The organism is Pseudomonas sp. PSE1(2024) (assembly GCF_050990555.1).
GTDB classification, from domain to species: Bacteria; Pseudomonadota; Gammaproteobacteria; order Pseudomonadales; family Pseudomonadaceae; genus Aquipseudomonas; species Aquipseudomonas aphyarum.
The window spans coordinates 454,763-473,297 of sequence record NZ_CP158967.1 but is presented as its reverse complement, the minus strand read 5'-3'; the positions used below and the strand labels follow the sequence as shown (position 1 = coordinate 473,297).

Sequence of the window (18,535 nt, the reverse complement as noted above, 5' to 3'; positions counted from 1 at the left end):
TCAGGCGCATATCACTGCGGGTTGGCACGGGTGCTGGAAAGCAACGACTTCAGGTTGGCAGCCTTCGGCTTGACCAGCCAGAAACGACGCAGGTAGTCATCGAGGTTCTCGGCGAGTTCACGACCCCACTCGCTGTCGGTTTCCGCGACGTACTCGTTCAGCACGTTCTGCAGGTGGCTGCGATAGGCTTCCATCGCCTCGCCGCTGATCCGCTGGATTTCCACCAGTTCGTGGTTGACCCGGTCAACGAAGGTGTTGTCCTGGTCGAGCACGTAGGCGAAACCGCCGGTCATGCCAGAGCCGAAGTTGTAACCGGTCTTGCCCAGAACGCAGACAAAACCACCGGTCATGTACTCACAGCAGTGATCGCCGGTGCCTTCCACAACCGTGTGGGCACCGGAGTTGCGCACGGCGAAACGCTCGCCTGCGGTGCCGGCGGCGAACAGCTTGCCGCCCGTGGCGCCGTACAGGCAGGTGTTGCCGATGATGGCGCTTTCCTGAGTCTTATAAACGCTGCCCTTCGGCGGCACGATGGTCAGCTTGCCACCGGTCATGCCTTTGCCGACGTAGTCGTTGGCGTCGCCTTCCAGGTACATGTTCAGACCGCCGGCGTTCCACACGCCGAAGCTCTGACCGGCAGTGCCCTTGAAGCGGAAGGTGATCGGCGCTTTCGCCATGCCCTGGTTGCCATGCTTGCGCGCGATTTCGCCGGAGATCCGTGCGCCGATCGAACGGTCGCAGTTGCAGATGTCCAGATCGAACTCGGCGCCGCTGAGGTCGTTGATCGCCGACGTCGCCATCTCGACCATTTTCTCGGCCAGCAGGCCCTGGTCGAATGGCGGGTTGCGCTCGACGCCGCAGAACTGAGGCTTGTCCGCCGGGATGTGATCGCTGCCCAGCAGCGGAGTCAGATCCAGGTGATGCTGCTTGGCGGTCTGGCCTTCGAGGATTTCCAGCAGATCGGTACGGCCGATCAGCTCTTCGAGGGAACGCACGCCCAGTTTTGCCAGCCACTCACGGGTTTCTTCGGCGACGTAGGTGAAGAAGTTCACCACCATGTCGACGGTGCCGATGTAGTGATCCTTGCGCAGCTTCTCGTTCTGGGTCGCGACGCCGGTGGCGCAGTTGTTCAGGTGGCAGATGCGCAGGTATTTGCAGCCCAGCGCGATCATCGGCGCAGTACCGAAGCCGAAGCTTTCAGCGCCGAGGATGGCTGCCTTGATCACGTCGAGGCCGGTTTTCAGGCCGCCGTCGGTCTGGACCCGAACCTTGCCGCGCAGATCGTTGCCGCGCAGGGTCTGGTGGGTTTCGGCCAGGCCAAGTTCCCATGGAGCGCCAGCGTATTTGATCGAGGTCAGCGGCGAAGCACCGGTGCCGCCGTCGTAGCCGGAGATGGTGATCAAGTCCGCATAGGCCTTGGCCACACCGGCGGCGATGGTGCCAACGCCTGCTTCAGCCACGAGTTTCACCGAGACCAGCGCCTTCGGGTTGACCTGTTTCAGGTCAAAGATCAGCTGCGACAAGTCTTCGATCGAGTAGATGTCGTGGTGCGGCGGTGGCGAAATGAGGGTCACGCCCGGTACTGCGTAACGCAGCTTGGCGATCAGCCCGTTCACTTTACCGCCCGGCAGTTGCCCGCCCTCGCCCGGCTTGGCGCCCTGGGCGACCTTGATCTGCAGCACTTCGGCGTTGACCAGGTATTCCGGGGTCACCCCGAAACGGCCGGTCGCAACCTGCTTGATTTTCGAGCTCTTGATGGTGCCGTAGCGTGCCGGGTCTTCGCCGCCTTCGCCCGAGTTGGAACGCGCACCGAGGCGGTTCATGGCTTCGGCCAGGGCTTCGTGAGCTTCCGGCGACAGGGCGCCCAGCGAGATACCGGCGGAGTCGAAGCGCTTGAGCACCGATTCCAGCGGTTCGATTTCACTGATGTCCAGCGGCGTGTCGAGGGTCTTGACCTTGAACAGGTCGCGGATCATCGACACCGGACGGTTGTCCACCAGCGAGGTGTATTCCTTGAATTTGGCGTAGTCGCCCTGCTGCACGGCGGCTTGCAGGGTGTTGACCACGTCCGGGTTGTACGCGTGATATTCGCCACCGTGGACGAACTTCAGCAGACCGCCCTGCTGGATCGGCTTGCGCGGACTCCAGGCTTCGGTGGCCAGTGCTTTCTGCTCGGCTTCGATGTCGATGAAACGCGCACCTTTGATGCGGCTCGGCACGCCACGGAAGCTCAGGTCGCAGACTTCTTCGGACAGGCCGATGGCTTCGAACAGCTGAGCACCGCGATAGGACGCGATGGTCGAGATGCCCATCTTCGACAGGATCTTCAACAGACCTTTGGTGATGCCTTTGCGGTAGTTCTTGAACACCTCGTAGAGGTCGCCCAGTACTTCACCGGTGCGGATCAGGTCGCCCAGCACTTCGTACGCCAGGAACGGATAGACCGCCGAGGCGCCGAAACCGATCAGCACTGCGAAGTGATGCGGATCGCGTGCAGTGGCGGTTTCCACCAGGATGTTGGAGTCGCAGCGCAGGCCTTTTTCGGTCAGGCGGTGGTGCACCGCGCCGGTGGCGAGCGAAGCGTGGATCGGCAGTTTGCCCGGAGCGATATGACGGTCGCTCAGGACGATCTGGGTACGACCGGCACGCACGGCTTCTTCAGCCTGATCGGCGACGTTGCGGATTGCTGCTTCCAGGCCGACGCTTTCGTCGTAGTTGAGGTCGATGATCTGCCGCTCGAAACCCGGGCGGTCGAGGTTCATCAGCGAACGCCACTTGGCCGGGGAAATGACCGGCGAGCTGAGGATCACGCGCGAGGCGTGTTCCGGCGATTCCTGGAAGATGTTGCGCTCGGCACCGAGGCAGATTTCCAGCGACATCACGATCGCTTCACGCAGCGGGTCGATCGGCGGGTTAGTCACCTGCGCGAACTGCTGGCGGAAATAGTCGTACGGCGTGCGCACGCGCTGGGACAGCACGGCCATCGGCGTGTCGTCGCCCATCGAGCCAACGGCTTCGTAGCCTTGTTCGCCAAGCGGACGCAGTACCTGATCGCGCTCTTCGAACGTGACCTGATACATCTTCATGTACTGCTTGAGCTGATCGACGTCGTAGAAAGCCGAACCGTGGTCGTTGTCTTCCATGGTCGCCTGGATGCGCAGGGCATTCTTGCGCAGCCATTGCTTGTATGGATGACGGGATTTCAGACGGTTGTCGATCGCGTCGGTGTCGAGGATCTGCCCGGTTTCGGTGTCCACGGCGAAGATCTGGCCCGGGCCGACACGGCCTTTGGCAATCACGTCTTCAGGCTTGTAGTCCCACACGCCGATTTCCGACGCGAGGGTGATGAAACCGTTGGTGGTAGTGACCCAGCGCGCCGGACGCAGACCGTTACGGTCGAGCAGGCACACCGCGTAGCGACCGTCGGTCATTACCACGCCAGCCGGACCGTCCCACGGTTCCATGTGCATCGAGTTGTACTCGTAGAACGCACGCAGATCCGGGTCCATGGTTTCGACGTTCTGCCACGCTGGCGGAATGATCATCCGCACGCCACGGAACAGGTCGATGCCGCCGGTGACCATCAGCTCAAGCATGTTGTCCATGCTCGAGGAGTCGGAACCGACACGGTTGACCAGCGGGCCGAGTTCTTCCAGATCCATCAGATCGTTGGTGAACTTGGTGCGACGGGCCTGGGCCCAGTTGCGGTTGCCGGTGATGGTGTTGATCTCGCCGTTATGGGCGAGGAAGCGGAATGGCTGGGCCAGCGGCCATTTCGGCAGGGTGTTGGTGGAGAAGCGCTGGTGGAACACGCAGATTGCGGTTTGCAGGCGCTCGTCGCTCAGGTCCGGATAAAACGCGGCCAGGTCGGCCGGCATCATCAGGCCTTTATAGATGATGGTCTTGTGGGAAAAGCTGCAGATGTAGTGGTCGGTGTCGGCGGCGTTGGCCACCGACGAACGACGACGGGCGCTGAACAGCTTGACCGCCATGTCCTGATCGCTCAGGCCTTCGCCGCCGATGTACACCTGCTCGATCTGTGGCAGGCGCTCAAGGGCCAGGCGGCCGAGGACGCTGGTGTCGATTGGAACTTTGCGCCAGCCGATCAGTTGCAGGCCTTCGGCCAGGATCTCGCGGTTCATGTTCTCGCGAGCGGCTTCGGCCTTGGCCGGATCCTGATTGAAGAAGACCATGCCCACGGCATATTGCTTGGGCAGCTCGACGCTGAAGGTTTCCTGGGCAATGGCACGCAGGAACGCGTCGGGCTTTTGGATCAGCAGACCGCAACCGTCACCGGTCTTGCCGTCGGCATTAATCCCACCGCGGTGGGTCATGCAGGTCAGGGCCTCGATGGCCGTTTGCAAAAGGGTATGACTGGGTTCGCCCTGCATATGGGCTATCAGGCCGAAACCGCAGTTATCCTTGAATTCATCTGGTTGGTACAGACCTGCTTTCATAGACACTTTCTCACCAGGCTGCCTCTTTTCGAGGCAAATTTCTTTTCAATTCAACCACTTGCATCTCGCGCCGAACGTACGCCGGCTTAGCGGGGGCAAAAGGGTGGTCATTGTACACAGCGACACAGAGGCTCACAAATTTGACGACGAAATGTCGCAAATTAATGTCGCATTTGTGAAAGGTTTAAAGCGATCTGCTGTGCTAGTCAAAACTTTTTTAATTTTGACCGCAACGACTCAAAGACTACTGTGACGCAGACACCACAAGGCACGCGGCCCGTAAGGGCGGCGCGCACTTGTAGAAATTTTGAGGTGCTTGGAGAGGCGGCCTGGGTAAGGCCGCCGAATCTTCAGCGAGTTGTTGCCAGTTCCTGTTGGACGCTGGCGACAGTGCGAGGCCAAGGTTTACCAGCCTGAACCTTCGCTGGCAAGGCCTTGATGGCAGAAACGGCTGCATCACGATTGGCGAAGTTGCCGTAGGTGATCACGTAGAGAGGCTTGCCGTTGAGGACTTTCTTGAAATAACGGTACTCGCCGCCCTGCTCCTTGACGAAGCTTTGCGCGGTCGCTTCGGAGCTGGTGCCGAGGATCTGCACCACGTAGTTGCTGGTCGGCTGACCGGCGTACCAGCTGCCACCGGCGGCCTTGGCGACGGTGACCGGCTTCTCGGCAGGTTTCGCGGCGGCAACAGGCTTGGCAGGCGCCGGAGCCGGTTTGGCCGCTGGAGCGGCCGGAGCAGGCTTGGCGGTAGCGACCTGGGTCGGGGCCGGGGTCGGCTTCGGTGCCGGAACTGGAACCGGGGTCGGTGCAGGGCCGGCCTGAACGCCCGCCGGTGGCGCGGTGGTGGTCACGGTCGGTGGCGTGTTGCTGGAGCCTTCGACCGGCACGCCGTCGTCGCCCTCAGTGATGCCACCCGCTGCTTCAGCCAGCGGGCCACGCATCACCGGTTGCGAGTTGCCGACCAACGGCAGCGGCATCGGCTGGGTATTGCCGTTGAATTCGACGGACGGTGCGCCACCCGCCTGCGGCGTGCCCTGGCCCAATGGCAGTTGCGCCTGCTCGTTGGCCGGCGCACCGGTGGTCGGTGCCTTGTTGCGACCCGGCATCAGCCAGGCGGCAGCGACCGCGACCACAACGACGGCGGAAATCGCCAATACGTGTTTCTTCGGCATGTTGAACCCCATACTTGGACGCTTGACCGCAGAGCGGCTGGCAATCATGACTTCGATCAGAGCATCGCGAGCGACCTGGTTGATGTTGCCGGGCCAACCCTCGGAGCTTTCGTGAATATCAGAGATCTGATCCGCGGTGAAAAGTTCGACCCCCCGGCCCGCGCCTTCGAGCCGCTGGTCGAGATACTCGCGGGTTTCTTCTTCGGTGTACGGCTGCAATTCGATGACGTGGAAGCGCTCTTCCTCAAGGTGCAAAGCCTCGAGCTGGGCGATCAGCGACGACTCACCGAACAGGAACACGTGCGGGCGGCCTTCCGGCGCGCCGGCGCCAAGCGCCATCAGCGCTTCAAGCGCGGACTCGTCGAGCTGCTCGGCATCGTCCACCAGCAGATAGACTTCCTGACCGGTCAGCGCCAGCTGCACGACCTGATCGAGGATCGCCCCGACTTCGGCCTGGGCCACGTCCAGCGCTTGGGCGATCTGGCGCAGCACACCGGCTGCATCGCCGGCGCCACGGGCGGAAACGACGACGCTCTGCACCGATTGCTTGTTGGTACTGGCAACCAGCGCCTGACGCAGCAGGGTCTTGCCGCTGCCCTGCGGGCCGGTGACCACCAGCAGCAACTGGCTGTAACGCGCCAAATGATGCAGCTGACCCAGCACCGGCTTGCGCTGGGCCGGGAAGAATTTGAAGCCCGGCACCCGCGGCGCGAAAGGGTCGTGACTTAACTGGAAATGGCCGAGGAACGCCTCGTCGGCATGCAAACTAGTCATCGGAATCTTATTAACCTTTAAGCTGAGCCAGAGCGCGGTAATCCGCTCCCAGCGTGGCCTGTAGAACCTCTTTCGGATAATCGTCGGTCACCACCGCTTCGCCCATACGGCGCAGCAGCACCAGGCGCAAGCGACCGTCGATCACTTTTTTGTCAATTGCCATGTGTTCAAGAAAATCGGCTTCGGTCATCTCTTCCGGCGGGATCACCGGCAGACCGGCACGCTGGAACAGGCGGATGCCGCGATCGCGCTCCTGCTCGCTGATCCAGCCCAGGCGCGCGGACATTTCCAGCGCCATCACGGTGCCAGCAGCGACCGCTTCCCCATGCAACCAGACACCATAGCCCATGTGGGTTTCGATGGCGTGGCCAAAGGTGTGGCCGAGATTGAGGGTGGCCCGTACGCCGGTTTCCTTCTCGTCGGCGCCGACCACCGCCGCCTTGGCAGCGCAGGAGCGCTCGATGGCATAAGTCAGGGCCGTTTGATCCAGCGCACGCAGGGCGTCGACGTTTTCCTCAAGCCAGGTCAGGAACGGTTCGTCGCAGATCAGGCCGTACTTGATGACTTCCGCCAGGCCGGCCGACAGCTCGCGCGCTGGCAGGGTTTTCAGGGACGCGGTATCGATCAGCACCACATTCGGCTGATAGAACGCGCCGACCATGTTCTTGCCCAGCGGATGGTTGATCCCGGTCTTGCCGCCCACCGACGAATCGACCTGGGACAGCAGCGTGGTAGGGATCTGAATGAAATCGACGCCGCGCTGGTAGCAGGCGGCCGCGAAACCGGCCATGTCGCCGATCACACCGCCGCCGAGGGCGATCACCGTGGTGCGGCGGTCATGACGAGCGGTCAGCAGGCCGTCGAAGATCAGTTGCAGGGTTTCCCAGTTCTTGAAGGCTTCGCCGTCGGGCAGCACCACGGAAACCACCGAGAACTGCGCCAGGCTGCGGGTCAGACGCTCGAGATAGAGCGGCGCAACGGTCTCGTTGGAGATGATTGCCACTTGCCGCCCGTGGATATGCGGGGCCAGCAGCTCAGGCTGGTCCAGTAATCCTTCGCCAATGTGAATCGGGTAGCTGCGCTCGCCTAGGTCGACCTTGAGTGTCTGCATGTGTCCCCACGATGAAGATGAAGCAGGCGTCCTGCCTGGAATTATCGAATGTTCACGGCATGTGCTGGTGTGACGCCACTCGCACGCCATCCGCCACAACCCTTGGCGGCCATTACAGGTCGCCGAGGATAGCGCATTTCGTGCGGCGCTTTAACGGGGCGGAAGTTGCTGCAGGCGGTCGAGAATATCGAGCACGACCATGCGCGGTGGCCGCTCGTCGGTTTCCACCACCAGATCGGCTATTTCCCGATAGAGCGGATCACGGATCGCCAGCAGATCGCGCAGGGTTTTCTCCGGATTGGCGGTGCGCAGCAACGGCCGGTTGCGGTCGCGGGAAGTGCGGCCGACCTGCTGCTCGACGGAGGCGTGCAGATACACCACCCGCCCGCCCTCGTGCAGGGCCTTGCGGTTGGCATCGCGCATCACGGCGCCGCCGCCGGTCGCCAGCACCACGCCGTCGAACGCGCACAGCTCGGCGATCATCGCCTGCTCACGATCACGAAAGCCGGGCTCGCCTTCCTTGTCGAAGATCCACGGAATATTGGCGCCCGTACGCAGTTCAATTTCCTTGTCGGAATCCTTGAACGGCAGGCGCAGCTCTTTGGCCAGTAATCGGCCGATGGTGCTTTTTCCAGCCCCCATCGGTCCTACAAGAATCAAATTTCGCACAGAATCAACGACTCACAGCAATCGCCTGGTTATTCATGATACGCGGAGTGAGAAATACCAGCAGCTCGGATTTTTTCTCCGAAACCACATCACGCCGGAAAAGGCGGCCAAGATACGGCACATCGCCAAGAAATGGCACCTTATCTACAACCTTGCTTTGAGTATTTGAGAAAACGCCCCCAATCACGATGGTCTCGCCGTCGTTCACCAGCACCTTGGCGTTGACCTCGTTTTTCTTGATCGGCGGTACATCCTGCACTTTGTTCAGGTAGTCCGGTTCGTCCTTGGTGACCTTGACCTCCATGATGATGCGGTTGTCCGGGGTGATCTGCGGCGTCACTTCCAGCGACAGCGACGCCTCCTTGAAGGACACCGACGTAGCGCCGCTGGAGCTGGCTTCCTGGTACGGAATCTCGGTGCCCTTGAGGATCTTCGCGGTCTCCTTGTCGGAGGTGACCACCTTGGGCTGCGAGACGATTTCGCCGTTGCCGGTCTTCTCCATCGCGGTCAGCTCGAGGTCGAGCAATACGTTGTCGGTGATGAACGCGATGCCGATCCCGGACGTATTGTTGACCGTGCCCATGTCGACGAACGGCGAGTTGGTGCTGGTGCTGCCCGGCGTACCAATGGTGGTCGACGAACCGTTGCTGACCCCGGAAGTGTTCCAGTTGCCCTTGTTCTGGATCGAACCGCCCCAGCGCACGCCCAGGCTCTTGTCGTAATCGACGTTGGCCTCGACGATCCGCGCCTCGATCATCACCTGACGCACCGGGATATCCAGCTGCGCCACGATCCGCCGCAGCTCGTCGAGGCGATCCTGGGTCTGGTAGGCAATGATGTTGTTGGTCCGCTCATCGACGGTGATCGAACCCCGCTCGTCGACCTTGGCCTCGGCGCTGGTGACCGACTGAAACAGCTTGGCGATGTCCGCAGCCTTGGCGTAGTTCACTTGCAGCAGCTCGCGGCGCAACGGCGCCAGTTCGGCGATCTGTTTCTGCGATTCCAGTTCCTGCCGTTCGCGGGCGGCGATTTCATCGGCCGGCGCCACCAGCAACACGTTGCCGACCTTGCGCTTGTCCAGGCCTTTGGTCTTGAGCACCAGATCCAGCGCCTGATCCCACGGTACGTTCTGCAGGCGCAAGGTGATTCCGCCCTGCACCGTATCGCTGGCCACCAGATTGAGGTTGGTGAAGTCGGCGATCAGTTGCAGCACCGAACGCACATCGATGTCCTGGAAGTTGAGAGAGAGCTTTTCGCCGTTATAGCTGTTGCGGTCGGCGTTGCGCTTTTGCAGGTCATCGACGGTCAACGGCCGGATGCTGACGGTCAGCTTGTTGTCGGTCTGGTAAGTGGAATAGTCGAACGTACCGTTGGGTTCGACGGTGATCGTCGCCCGATCACCACTGACACCAGCGTTGACGAACTGCACCGGGGTGGCGAAATCCTTGACGTCGAGGCGCACCCGCAGCGGTTCGGGCAATTGGGTACGGGCGAAATTGAGGATGATCTTGCCGTCGTGTTCCTGAATATCCGGTGCGATGGCTGGATCGGACAGGTCGATGACCACGTTGCCCTCGCCCGCCGTGCCACGCTGGAAATCCACACCGCGAATGGCTCTGGCGGTTGGCGCAAAGGTCCGGACCGGCGCTGCCGCAGGTGCTGCGCGCGGTGCACGAGCCGCCGGACGCGGGGCAGCGGCTTTGCTGCCTTGCCCGACCACCACGAATACCGCATTGCCTTCGACCCGGGTGTCGTAAGGCGCCAGTTGCGTCAGGCTGATGATGAGCCGCGTCCGGTTATTGGCCTCGACCACCGTGGCCGTGCGGGCATTGCCACTGCCCAGGTCACGGGTCTTGCTCGCCAGCTGACTGGCGACACCCGGCAGATCGAGAGCGATCCGTGCCGGCGAATCGGTGGTATAGCCCTTGGGCTGCGGGGGTGGGCCGTCGAATGACAGCTTCAGCTCGACCCGGTCGCCCGGCAGTGCCGCGACGTCCAGCGCCTTCAGATTGGCTGCCTGTACCATCGGTGAAAGCAGCGCCATCCATAGCGAAAAACCGAGGGTGGAAAAAATCCTGTTCATTATTCGACTTCCACTTAAGAGTGCTCTTTCAAAGGAATGGTGCGCGGCCGCTCAAGCCAGGCGCCCTGGCCATCCGGAACGATTTCCACCACTTCGACCTGGGAAGCGCTGATCGCAACGATCCGCCCGTCGTTACGGCCCAGGTAATCGCCGACCTTGAGCCGATGGACCCCGCCCGCCCCCCGCAGCAACGCGAAGGAACCAGAGGCGTTGGCAATCGTGCCGACCATTTCAAACTGCTCGATGTTGAAACCTTCGAGGTATTGCTTGACCCGGTTGGGATCGGGTTTCACGTCGCGAGAGCCGTGTTTCTGCCCGGCCAGATCGACCCGTAACTGACGCGAAAACGGACTGCGCAGGTTGGCGGCGCTGTAGGTGAACGTCGGGAAAGAGCGGAAGGTCGGGGTCGGCTCGATCTTGCCCGGCGGACGCAGGCGCACTTCATTCATGTAGGCGTCGAGGTCACTGAAGTCATCGCCGCCACAGCCACCGAGCATCAATAACAATGTCGATAAGGCGATAAAACGGATCGGGCTCATTTTTGCAGCCCCTTGTCGTTGTAGCGGTAGGTCTTGGCGAGAATGCTCATGCGCAACTTCGGCCCGCCTTCGGGATTGGCCGGCGCCAGCTCGAAATCGTGCAGGGTGACGATCCGTGGCAGTCCGGCCACGCCGCTTACGAAAGTCGCAAGGTCGTGATAGGCACCGGTTACGGTGATCTGGATGGGCAGTTCGATGTAGAACTGTTGGGTGACCTCCGGCAGCAGCTTGATCTCTTCGAATTCAAGACCGCTGCCCAGCCCGGTGCGCGTGATGTCTTCCAGCAACCCCGGCACTTCGGTGTCACTGGGCAATTGCCGCAACAGCACGCCGAACGAGTTTTCCATCTCTTTCATCTGCTGGGTGTACAGCTCCAGATTGGCCGCCATGCGCGCCTTGCTCGCGAATTGCTCCTTGAGGGTGACCTCCTCCTCACGCTTGAGCTCGAGCTGGTTCTCCAGGTCACTGATGAAAAAGTTATAGCCAAGCGCCAGAACCAACACCATCAACAGCCCGCCGGCCAGGCTTTTGACCACTGGCGGCCAGGAGCCGATGTTGCTGGTGTCCAGGTCGTTGAAATCGACATTGCGCAGGCTGTCCAGCCACTCGGACGGCTTCATTGGTCGTCCTCCTCGATCCGGGGTCGAGTCTGGCGAACGGTCAGCTGAAAGACGTTGGCCTGATCCACCTGGCCAGCGGTGGTGGCTTTCACTTCATTGAGGTTGGGCGCATCGAACCAGTCGGAGGCATCGAGATTGCGCATCAGGTCGGACACCCGATTGTTCGACTCCGCCGCGCCGCTGATCGACAGGGTCTTGCCGACCATTTTCACATCGGTGAAATACACCCCGTCGGGCAAGGTGCGCGCCAGCTGATCGAAAATCCGCCCGCTGATCTGCCGGTTGCCCTGCAAGTCCTGGATGATGCGCATGCGCTCCACCAGTTGCTGGCGGTGGGCCTTGAGTTCGCTGATCTGTTTGATCCGTTCGTCGACCACGGCGATCTGCTTGCCGATGTAGTCATTGCGCGCGACCTGCCGCGCGATGGCGGCGCTGATGATCTGGTCGGCAATGAGCACCGCCCCGACCGAACCGACCACCACGCCGGTCAAGGCCAGCAGGAAGCGTTTGCGCCGCTCTTCGCGACGCTCCTCGCGCCAGGGTAAAAGGTTGATCCGCGCCATCAGTCGAAACTCCTGAGCGCGAGCCCGCAGGCAATCATCAGGGCCGGCGCATCGCTCGCCAGGGCCCCGGCGTTGACCTTGCTGCTCAAGGCCATGTCGGAAAACGGGTTGGCCACCTGGGTCGGTGTGTTCAGGCGCTCTTCGATCAGCCGGTCGAGCCCGGGCACCGACGCCGTGCCGCCGGCCAGCAGAATGTGGTCGACGGCGTTGTACTGGCCGGAGGCGAAAAAGAACTGCAGGGAGCGCGACACCTGCTGCACCAGCGCCTCGCGAAACGGTTGCAGCACCTCGCTGACGTAGTCGTCCGGCAGGCCGCCCTGCTTCTTGGCGAGTCCCGCCTGTTCAAGGGTCAGGCCATAACGGCGCTGGATTTCCTCGGTCAGCTGTCGACCGCCGAACAGCTGTTCGCGGGTATAGATGATCCGGCCGTTGTGCAGGACGCTGAGGGTGGTCATGGTGGCGCCGATGTCGACCACGGCCACTGTCAGCCGGTCCTGGGACGCGGCCAGTTGCGTCGCCAGCAGGCCGAACGAGCGTTCCAGTGCGTAGGCTTCGACATCCACCACCCGCGCGGTCAGCCCGGCGAGGGCGAGCGCCGCTTCGCGGACTTCGACGTTTTCCTTGCGACAGGCGGCCAGCAGTACGTTGACCCGCTCGGGGTTGCGCGGCGAAACGCCCTGGACTTCGAAGTCGATGGCGACCTCGTCCAGCGGATAGGGAATGTATTGATCGGCCTCGATCTTGAGCTGGTTTTCCAGTTCATCGTCGGACAGCCCGGCGTCCATCTCGATGACCTTGGTGATCACCGCAGAGCCGGCCACCGCCACCGCCACGGTTTTCAGCCCGGTGCGCGCCTTGACCAGCACCCGGGACAGGGCCTGGCCGACGCCCTCGAGCTCGGCGATGTTCTTTTCGACCACGGCACTCGCCGGCAACGGCTCCACCGCGTACGCCTCGACCCGGTAGCGCTCACCCTGACGGCTCAGCTCCAGCAGCTTCACCGATGTGGAGCTGATGTCGATCCCCAGTAACGTATTGGCCTTTTTATTGAAGAGTCCTAGCACTACCAATTCCCTATGACTATCCGTGAGTTACGGACTCTGTAATGCGCATTGCGTTCCCTCGCCCCGTCTTGACAGAAGCGCAAATGACGCCCCCAGCGGAAAAGTGCTTATAATGCCCAGCGATTTTTTCCGCTTTTTACTGCCGGCGCGGGTCGTTCTGTGTGTTTCCCGGAACCCTGTCGCCCAATTCATTCTTTGCCGTGGATGTCCAAAAGCCTTGATTCGTCTGCTGAAATTTTTCGGTTGGTCCATCGTCGCCGTTTTCTGCGGACTGCTTTTAGGTCTCAGCGGCGCGTTTCTTTACCTTAGTCCGGGTTTGCCATCTGTGGAGGCGCTGAGAAGCATTCAGTTGCAGATTCCACTGCGGGTCTACAGCAGCGACAACAAGTTGATCGCAGAATTTGGCGAAATGCGCCGCACACCGATCCGTTTCGCCGACATTCCCCCCAATTTCATCAATGCGTTACTAAGTGCTGAAGACGACAACTTCGCCAATCACTATGGCGTCGACCCGAGCAGCCTGATGCGTGCCGCGACCCAACTGGTCAAGAGCGGTCACATCCAGTCCGGCGGCAGCACCATCACCATGCAGGTGGCGAAGAACTTCTTCCTGACCAGCGAACGCAGCTTCTCGCGCAAGACCACCGAGATCCTCTTGGCCCTGCAGATCGAACGCCAGCTGACCAAGGACGAAATCCTTGAGCTGTACGTGAACAAGATCTATCTGGGCAACCGCGCCTACGGCATCGAGGCGGCGGCGCAGGTGTATTACGGCAAGTCGATCCGCGAAGTCAGCCTGGCGCAGATGGCGATGATCGCCGGCCTGCCGAAAGCCCCGTCGCGCTTCAACCCGCTGGCCAACCCGGCGCGCAGCAAGGAGCGTCGCGACTGGATCCTCGGGCGCATGTACAAGCTCGGCAAGATCACCGAAGCCGACTACACCGCCGCAATCAACGAGCCGCTGAACGCCAGCTATCACGTGCCGACCCCGGAAGTGAACGCACCGTACATCGCCGAGATGGCCCGTGCGGAAATGGTCGGTCGTTACGGCAGCGACGCCTATACCGAAGGTTTCCGCGTCACCACCACGGTGCCGAGCAACCTCCAGGAAATGGCCAACACCGCGCTGCACGAAGGCCTGATGACCTACGACCAGCGTCACGGCTACCGTGGCCCTGAATCACGTCTGCCGGGCAAGACCCGTGAAGCCTGGGCCACCGAACTGACCAAGCAACGCACGATCAGTAGCCTCGAGCCGGCCATCGTCACCCAGGTCGACAAGAACGGCCTGCAAGTGCTGACCCGCACCGGCGAAGAGCACGTGGCGTGGGACACCATGAAATGGGCCCGCCCGTTCCTCAACACCAACAGCATGGGCGCCAACCCGCGTCAGCCGTCGGATGTGGCACAGATCGGCGACCTGGTTCGCGTGCAGCGCCAGCCAAACAATTCGCTGAAGTTCAGCCAGATCCCACAGGCGCAAGGCGCGCTGGTGTCGCTGGATCCGCAGAACGGCGCGATCCGGTCGCTGGTCGGCGGCTTCGCCTTCGAGCAGAGCAACTACAACCGCGCGATGCAGGCCAAGCGTCAGCCGGGCTCGAGCTTCAAGCCGTTCGTCTACAGCGCCGCACTGGACAACGGCTACACCGCCGCCAGCCTGGTCAACGACGCGCCGATCGTGTTCGTCGACGAGTACCTGGACAAGGTCTGGCGTCCGAAGAACGACACCAACACCTTCCTCGGTCCGATCCGTCTGCGTGAGGCGCTGTACAAGTCGCGCAACCTGGTGTCGATCCGCCTGTTGCAGGCGATGGGCGTGGGCAAGACCATCGACTACATCACCCGCTTCGGCTTCAACAAGCAGGACCTGCCGCCAAACCTGTCCCTGGCGCTGGGCACCGCGACCCTGACGCCAATGGAAATCGCCACCGGCTGGAGCACCTTCGCCAACGGCGGCTACAAGATCACCCCGTACATCATCGACAAGATCGAAAGCCGCAATGGCGACACGCTGTTCGTCGCCAATCCGCCGACCGTACCGCAGGGCGGCGCGGCCACCGATGGCATCGCGGCCCCCGCTACCGAATCGTTTACAGTCAATGCAGCGCCGGTTCCGGGTGAAGCGCCGGGCAACGCCGCCGTGCCGCAAGCACCGGCAGTTGCCGAGCGCATCGTCGATGGCCGTACCACCTACATCCTCAACAGCATGTTGCAGGACGTGATCAAGCTCGGCACCGGTCGTCGCGCACTGGCTCTGGGCCGCAGCGACATCGCGGGCAAGACCGGTACCACCAACGAATCCAAGGATGCGTGGTTCTCCGGTTACAACGCCGATTACGTGACCACCGTGTGGACCGGTTTCGACCAGCCGGAAAGCCTCGGTCGCCGGGAGTTCGGCGGCACCGTGGCACTGCCGATCTGGATGAACTACATGGCCGCCGCGCTCAAGGACAAGCCACCGCATGTCCAGCCGGAGCCGGAAGGCATCCTCAGCCTGCGGGTGGACCCGGTCAGCGGTCGTGCGGCATCGCCGAGCACGCCGGGGGCCTACTTCGAGCTGTTCAAGGCTGAGGACACGCCACCGTCGGTCAACGAGATCGGCAATGGCACCGTGCCGGGCAGTCCGCTGCCAGCGGATGAGCAGGCGCCGATCGATCTGTTCTGATCCTGATCCTGAACCGCTAAAAAGCCCCGCCTTCGATTGAAGTACGGGGCTTTTTATTACCTGTTCATTTTTGTGTTGTCTGGGCCGGCCTCTTCGCGGGCAAGCCCGCTCCCACAGTAACCGGGTGTACGCTCCATTTGTGAACGCCACAAAACCCTGTGGGAGCGGGCTTGCCCGCGAAGAGGCCCTTAAGATCACCCCAAAATCAACAGGCATAAAAAAGCCCCGACTCTCACGAGCCGGGGCTTTCGGTTGAAGCGCTACAACGACTTAGCCGTTGAACACGTCATCCACGCTTTTCAGCGGGTAGTTCTTCGGATACGGCAGGGTCGCCACACCAGTCTCGATCGCGGCCTTGGCCACGGCGTCGGAGATAACGGTGATCAGGCGCTTGTCCATTGGCTTCGGAATGATGTACTCACGGCCGAATTCCAGGGAGATACCGCCGTAGGCGTCGCAGACTTCCTGAGGCACCGGCAGCTTGGCCAGTTCGCGCAGGGCGTTGGCGGCAGCGATCTTCATTTCTTCGTTGATGCGCTTGGCGCGAACGTCCAGGGCACCACGGAAGATGAACGGGAAGCCCAGCACGTTGTTGACCTGGTTCGGGTAGTCCGAACGGCCGGTGGCCATGATCACGTCGTTACGGGTGGCGTGAGCCAGTTCCGGGGAGATTTCCGGATCCGGGTTGGAGCAGGCGAAGACGATCGGGTTGGCCGCCATGCGCTTGAGTTGCTCGGCGCTCAGCAGGTTCGGGCCCGACAGGCCGACGAATACGTCAGCGCCTTCGATGGCGTCGTCCAGGGTGCGTTTCTCGGTAGGGTGAGCGAACACAGCCTTGTACTGGTTCAGGTCGTCACGGCCAGCGTGGATCACGCCAGTACGGTCAACCATGAAGATGTTCTCGACCTTGGCGCCCATGCTCACCAGCAGTTTCATGCAGGAGATGGCGGCTGCGCCAGCGCCCAGGCAGACGATCTTGGCGTCGGCCAGGGTTTTGCCAGCGATTTCCAGGGCGTTGATCATGCCCGCAGCGGTCACGATCGCGGTGCCGTGCTGGTCATCGTGGAATACCGGAATGTCGCACTGCTCGATCAGAGCACGTTCGATCTCAAAGCACTCAGGCGCCTTGATGTCTTCCAGGTTGATGCCACCGAAGGTGATGGAAATGCGTTTTACGGTGTCGATGAAGGCTTGCGGGCTTTCGGAGTCGACTTCGATGTCGAAGACGTCGATGCCGGCGAAGCGCTTGAACAGCACGCCTTTACCTTCCATGACCGGCTTGGAAGCCAGTGGGCCGAGGTTACCCAGACCCAGAATCGCGGTGCCATCGGAAATGACTGCAACCAGGTTGCCCTTGCCGGTGTACTTGTAGGCCAGTTCAGGATCGCGGGCGATCTCGCGCACTGGTTCAGCTACGCCGGGGCTGTAGGCCAGCGACAGGTCGCGGGCGGTAGCAGTGGCCTTGGTGAGCTCGACACTCAGCTTTCCTGGACGAGGATTGGCATGATATTCGAGAGCGGCAGTTTTCAGATCAGACATTTTGGCATTCCGCTTTTTACTGTTGGACAGACTGGTCAGCGAGGATACGCGCCTCGCAAAGTCCCCACAAGACTGCCCGGTCACCCCTGTCAAGCGCCCTGCCCTAAGACTTTGGGCCAAGAGCCACGGCGCACAAGGGCTAGACTGTTCACAATCGACAGAAAAAATGTCTACAACTTTTTATTCAGCGGGACGACTGAAGCATCGAAGGATCGGTCAGCGGCAACAGCCAGCGCGCCTGACCTGATTTCAGTCCGCCGCGCCGGGAACGGTCGACCACCCAGCCACGAGCCTCGATCTGCTTGCCCTTCAACGCCTGCAGAGAGGTGGCGTCGAAGCGATCCAGCAGATTGGGTGCAACGCGCAGTACAACCTTGTCCTGCAACTCGATCCAGATTCCGCCGCGATTGCGTTGAACCTTGCTCACACGACCGCTGACCACGGCAAAACCAGAGCGCTCGATCTGCTCCGCTTTCAGTACAGGAGAGCGCTTCCACAGGCCCAGCCCGGCCTTTCGCGCGCGGCGCTCGGCGGCTTGCTGGCAATCGACCAGATCGACATTCGGCGCCACCGCGACCTGGAAACCGAGACCATCGGCGAGCATCTGCGCTTCGAGATTCTCACCCTTGGCGCTGAAAACATGGGCCAGGGTGCGGCCGTAACGGTCCTTGGACTCGGCGCCGAGTCGTAGGCCGACCCGCCCTTCGCTCTCGGCGACCAAGGCTTCGAGGCGCTTGCGCGCGGCCACAGCAAACGGCTCGTCGCTGCGACCCTGCTTGCCGAGTTCGGGCGTATTGAGGCCGATCATCCGCACATTGCGCCCATCGCCCAGGCGCAGGGTGTCGCCGTCGACCACCCGCTGCACCGTGGCGCTGTCCAGCCCGGCCGGGGCCGGGCACAAGGCCTGGGCGGCGGAGAGCCAAATCGCGGACACAAAAAAGGCGCCCGCAAGGGACGCCTTTTTCATCAGACCGGAAAAGCCGCTGAGGTTTTCCAGAATGAAGGGCCTTAGGCCTTTTTCGCGCCGAAAGCACCGAAACGGTCGGCGAACTTCTGAACGCGACCACCGGTGTCCAGAGTCTTCTGCTTACCGGTGTAGAACGGGTGGCACTCGTTGCAAACGTCGATCGCCAGGGCTTTGCCGAAGGTCGAACGGGTTTCGAACTTGTTGCCGCAGCTGCAAGTTACTGCAACTTCTGGGTAATTCGGGTGGATATCGGCTTTCATGGTGTTTTCCTCAGCTGGCGTGCCGCCATCCAACACGATTGTTGAATACCGC

General features: G+C 61.7%; 13 protein-coding genes. 1 reads left to right on the top strand and 12 read right to left on the bottom strand.

Going from position 1 to position 18,535, the window contains the following annotated elements; all coding sequences use genetic code 11:
* Positions 1-11: 11 nt before the first annotated feature.
* The 9 genes from gltB to ABTV87_RS02040 all read right to left on the bottom strand — a co-directional run bounded on the left by gltB (position 12) and on the right by ABTV87_RS02040 (position 13,052).
* Entirely contained in the window at positions 12-4,457 is a 4,446-nt protein-coding gene (gene gltB, locus ABTV87_RS02080) for a glutamate synthase large subunit (protein ID WP_258712764.1), read from the bottom strand.
* 350 nt (positions 4,458-4,807) lie between these two features.
* Positions 4,808-6,403, bottom strand: a complete 1,596-nt coding sequence (locus ABTV87_RS02075; protein ID WP_007952374.1) for an AAA family ATPase — start codon at positions 6,401-6,403, stop codon at positions 4,808-4,810.
* A gap of 10 nt (positions 6,404-6,413) precedes the next feature.
* Positions 6,414-7,514 carry a 3-dehydroquinate synthase gene (gene aroB / locus ABTV87_RS02070; RefSeq protein WP_007952380.1) on the bottom strand — a complete coding sequence of 367 codons (1,101 nt, stop codon included), beginning with the start codon at positions 7,512-7,514 and terminating at the stop codon, positions 6,414-6,416.
* A 150-nt stretch (positions 7,515-7,664) separates the two neighbouring features.
* On the bottom strand, positions 7,665-8,183 hold the full coding sequence (aroK, locus tag ABTV87_RS02065; protein WP_045121685.1) for a shikimate kinase AroK: 519 nt from the start codon (positions 8,181-8,183) through the stop codon (positions 7,665-7,667).
* Positions 8,184-8,187: 4 nt separating this feature from the next.
* Positions 8,188-10,266 (bottom strand): type IV pilus secretin PilQ, encoded by a 2,079-nt coding sequence (pilQ, locus tag ABTV87_RS02060; RefSeq protein ID WP_258712763.1) that lies wholly within the window; start codon positions 10,264-10,266, stop codon positions 8,188-8,190.
* Between the two features lie 14 nt (positions 10,267-10,280).
* A complete protein-coding gene (locus ABTV87_RS02055; protein WP_258712762.1) occupies positions 10,281-10,805 on the bottom strand; it encodes a pilus assembly protein PilP in 525 nt (174 codons plus the stop codon).
* Positions 10,802-11,425 (bottom strand): type 4a pilus biogenesis protein PilO, encoded by a 624-nt coding sequence (gene pilO / locus ABTV87_RS02050; protein ID WP_085608413.1) that lies wholly within the window; start codon positions 11,423-11,425, stop codon positions 10,802-10,804. The genes ABTV87_RS02055 and pilO overlap by 4 nt, the downstream gene beginning before the upstream one ends.
* Positions 11,422-11,988 carry a PilN domain-containing protein gene (locus ABTV87_RS02045; protein WP_007952387.1) on the bottom strand — a complete coding sequence of 189 codons (567 nt, stop codon included), beginning with the start codon at positions 11,986-11,988 and terminating at the stop codon, positions 11,422-11,424. Before ABTV87_RS02045 ends, pilO begins: the two co-directional genes overlap by 4 nt.
* On the bottom strand, positions 11,988-13,052 hold the full coding sequence (locus ABTV87_RS02040) for a pilus assembly protein PilM (protein WP_007952389.1): 1,065 nt from the start codon (positions 13,050-13,052) through the stop codon (positions 11,988-11,990). The genes ABTV87_RS02045 and ABTV87_RS02040 overlap by 1 nt, the downstream gene beginning before the upstream one ends.
* A gap of 220 nt (positions 13,053-13,272) precedes the next feature.
* On the opposite strand from ABTV87_RS02040, the gene ABTV87_RS02035 reads away from it, so the two are divergent.
* Positions 13,273-15,717 (top strand): penicillin-binding protein 1A, encoded by a 2,445-nt coding sequence (locus ABTV87_RS02035; RefSeq protein WP_371915874.1) that lies wholly within the window; start codon positions 13,273-13,275, stop codon positions 15,715-15,717.
* A 270-nt stretch (positions 15,718-15,987) separates the two neighbouring features.
* Here ABTV87_RS02035 and ABTV87_RS02030 read toward each other — a convergent pair whose 3' ends face one another.
* The 3 genes from ABTV87_RS02030 to rpmE form a co-directional block, all read right to left on the bottom strand.
* Positions 15,988-17,256 (bottom strand): malic enzyme-like NAD(P)-binding protein, encoded by a 1,269-nt coding sequence (locus ABTV87_RS02030; protein ID WP_007952395.1) that lies wholly within the window; start codon positions 17,254-17,256, stop codon positions 15,988-15,990.
* Positions 17,257-17,440: 184 nt separating this feature from the next.
* Positions 17,441-18,223, bottom strand: coding sequence for a thermonuclease family protein (locus ABTV87_RS02025; protein WP_433898921.1), 783 nt, complete (start codon positions 18,221-18,223; stop codon positions 17,441-17,443).
* A gap of 41 nt (positions 18,224-18,264) precedes the next feature.
* Complete coding sequence (gene rpmE / locus ABTV87_RS02020) at positions 18,265-18,483, bottom strand: 50S ribosomal protein L31 (protein WP_007952398.1); 219 nt, start codon at positions 18,481-18,483, stop codon at positions 18,265-18,267.
* Positions 18,484-18,535: the final 52 nt, after the last annotated feature.

Coding starts and splice junctions, on each gene's coding strand:
- gltB (WP_258712764.1), bottom strand. CDS start 4,457: ATGAAAGCAGGTCTGTACCAACCAGATGAATTCAAGGATAACTGCGGT.
- ABTV87_RS02075 (WP_007952374.1), bottom strand. CDS start 6,403: ATGACTAGTTTGCATGCCGACGAGGCGTTCCTCGGCCATTTCCAGTTA.
- aroB (WP_007952380.1), bottom strand. CDS start 7,514: ATGCAGACACTCAAGGTCGACCTAGGCGAGCGCAGCTACCCGATTCAC.
- pilQ (WP_258712763.1), bottom strand. CDS start 10,266: ATGAACAGGATTTTTTCCACCCTCGGTTTTTCGCTATGGATGGCGCTG.
- ABTV87_RS02055 (WP_258712762.1), bottom strand. CDS start 10,805: ATGAGCCCGATCCGTTTTATCGCCTTATCGACATTGTTATTGATGCTC.
- pilO (WP_085608413.1), bottom strand. CDS start 11,425: ATGAAGCCGTCCGAGTGGCTGGACAGCCTGCGCAATGTCGATTTCAAC.
- ABTV87_RS02045 (WP_007952387.1), bottom strand. CDS start 11,988: ATGGCGCGGATCAACCTTTTACCCTGGCGCGAGGAGCGTCGCGAAGAG.
- ABTV87_RS02030 (WP_007952395.1), bottom strand. CDS start 17,256: ATGTCTGATCTGAAAACTGCCGCTCTCGAATATCATGCCAATCCTCGT.
- ABTV87_RS02025 (WP_433898921.1), bottom strand. CDS start 18,223: ATGAAAAAGGCGTCCCTTGCGGGCGCCTTTTTTGTGTCCGCGATTTGG.
- rpmE (WP_007952398.1), bottom strand. CDS start 18,483: ATGAAAGCCGATATCCACCCGAATTACCCAGAAGTTGCAGTAACTTGC.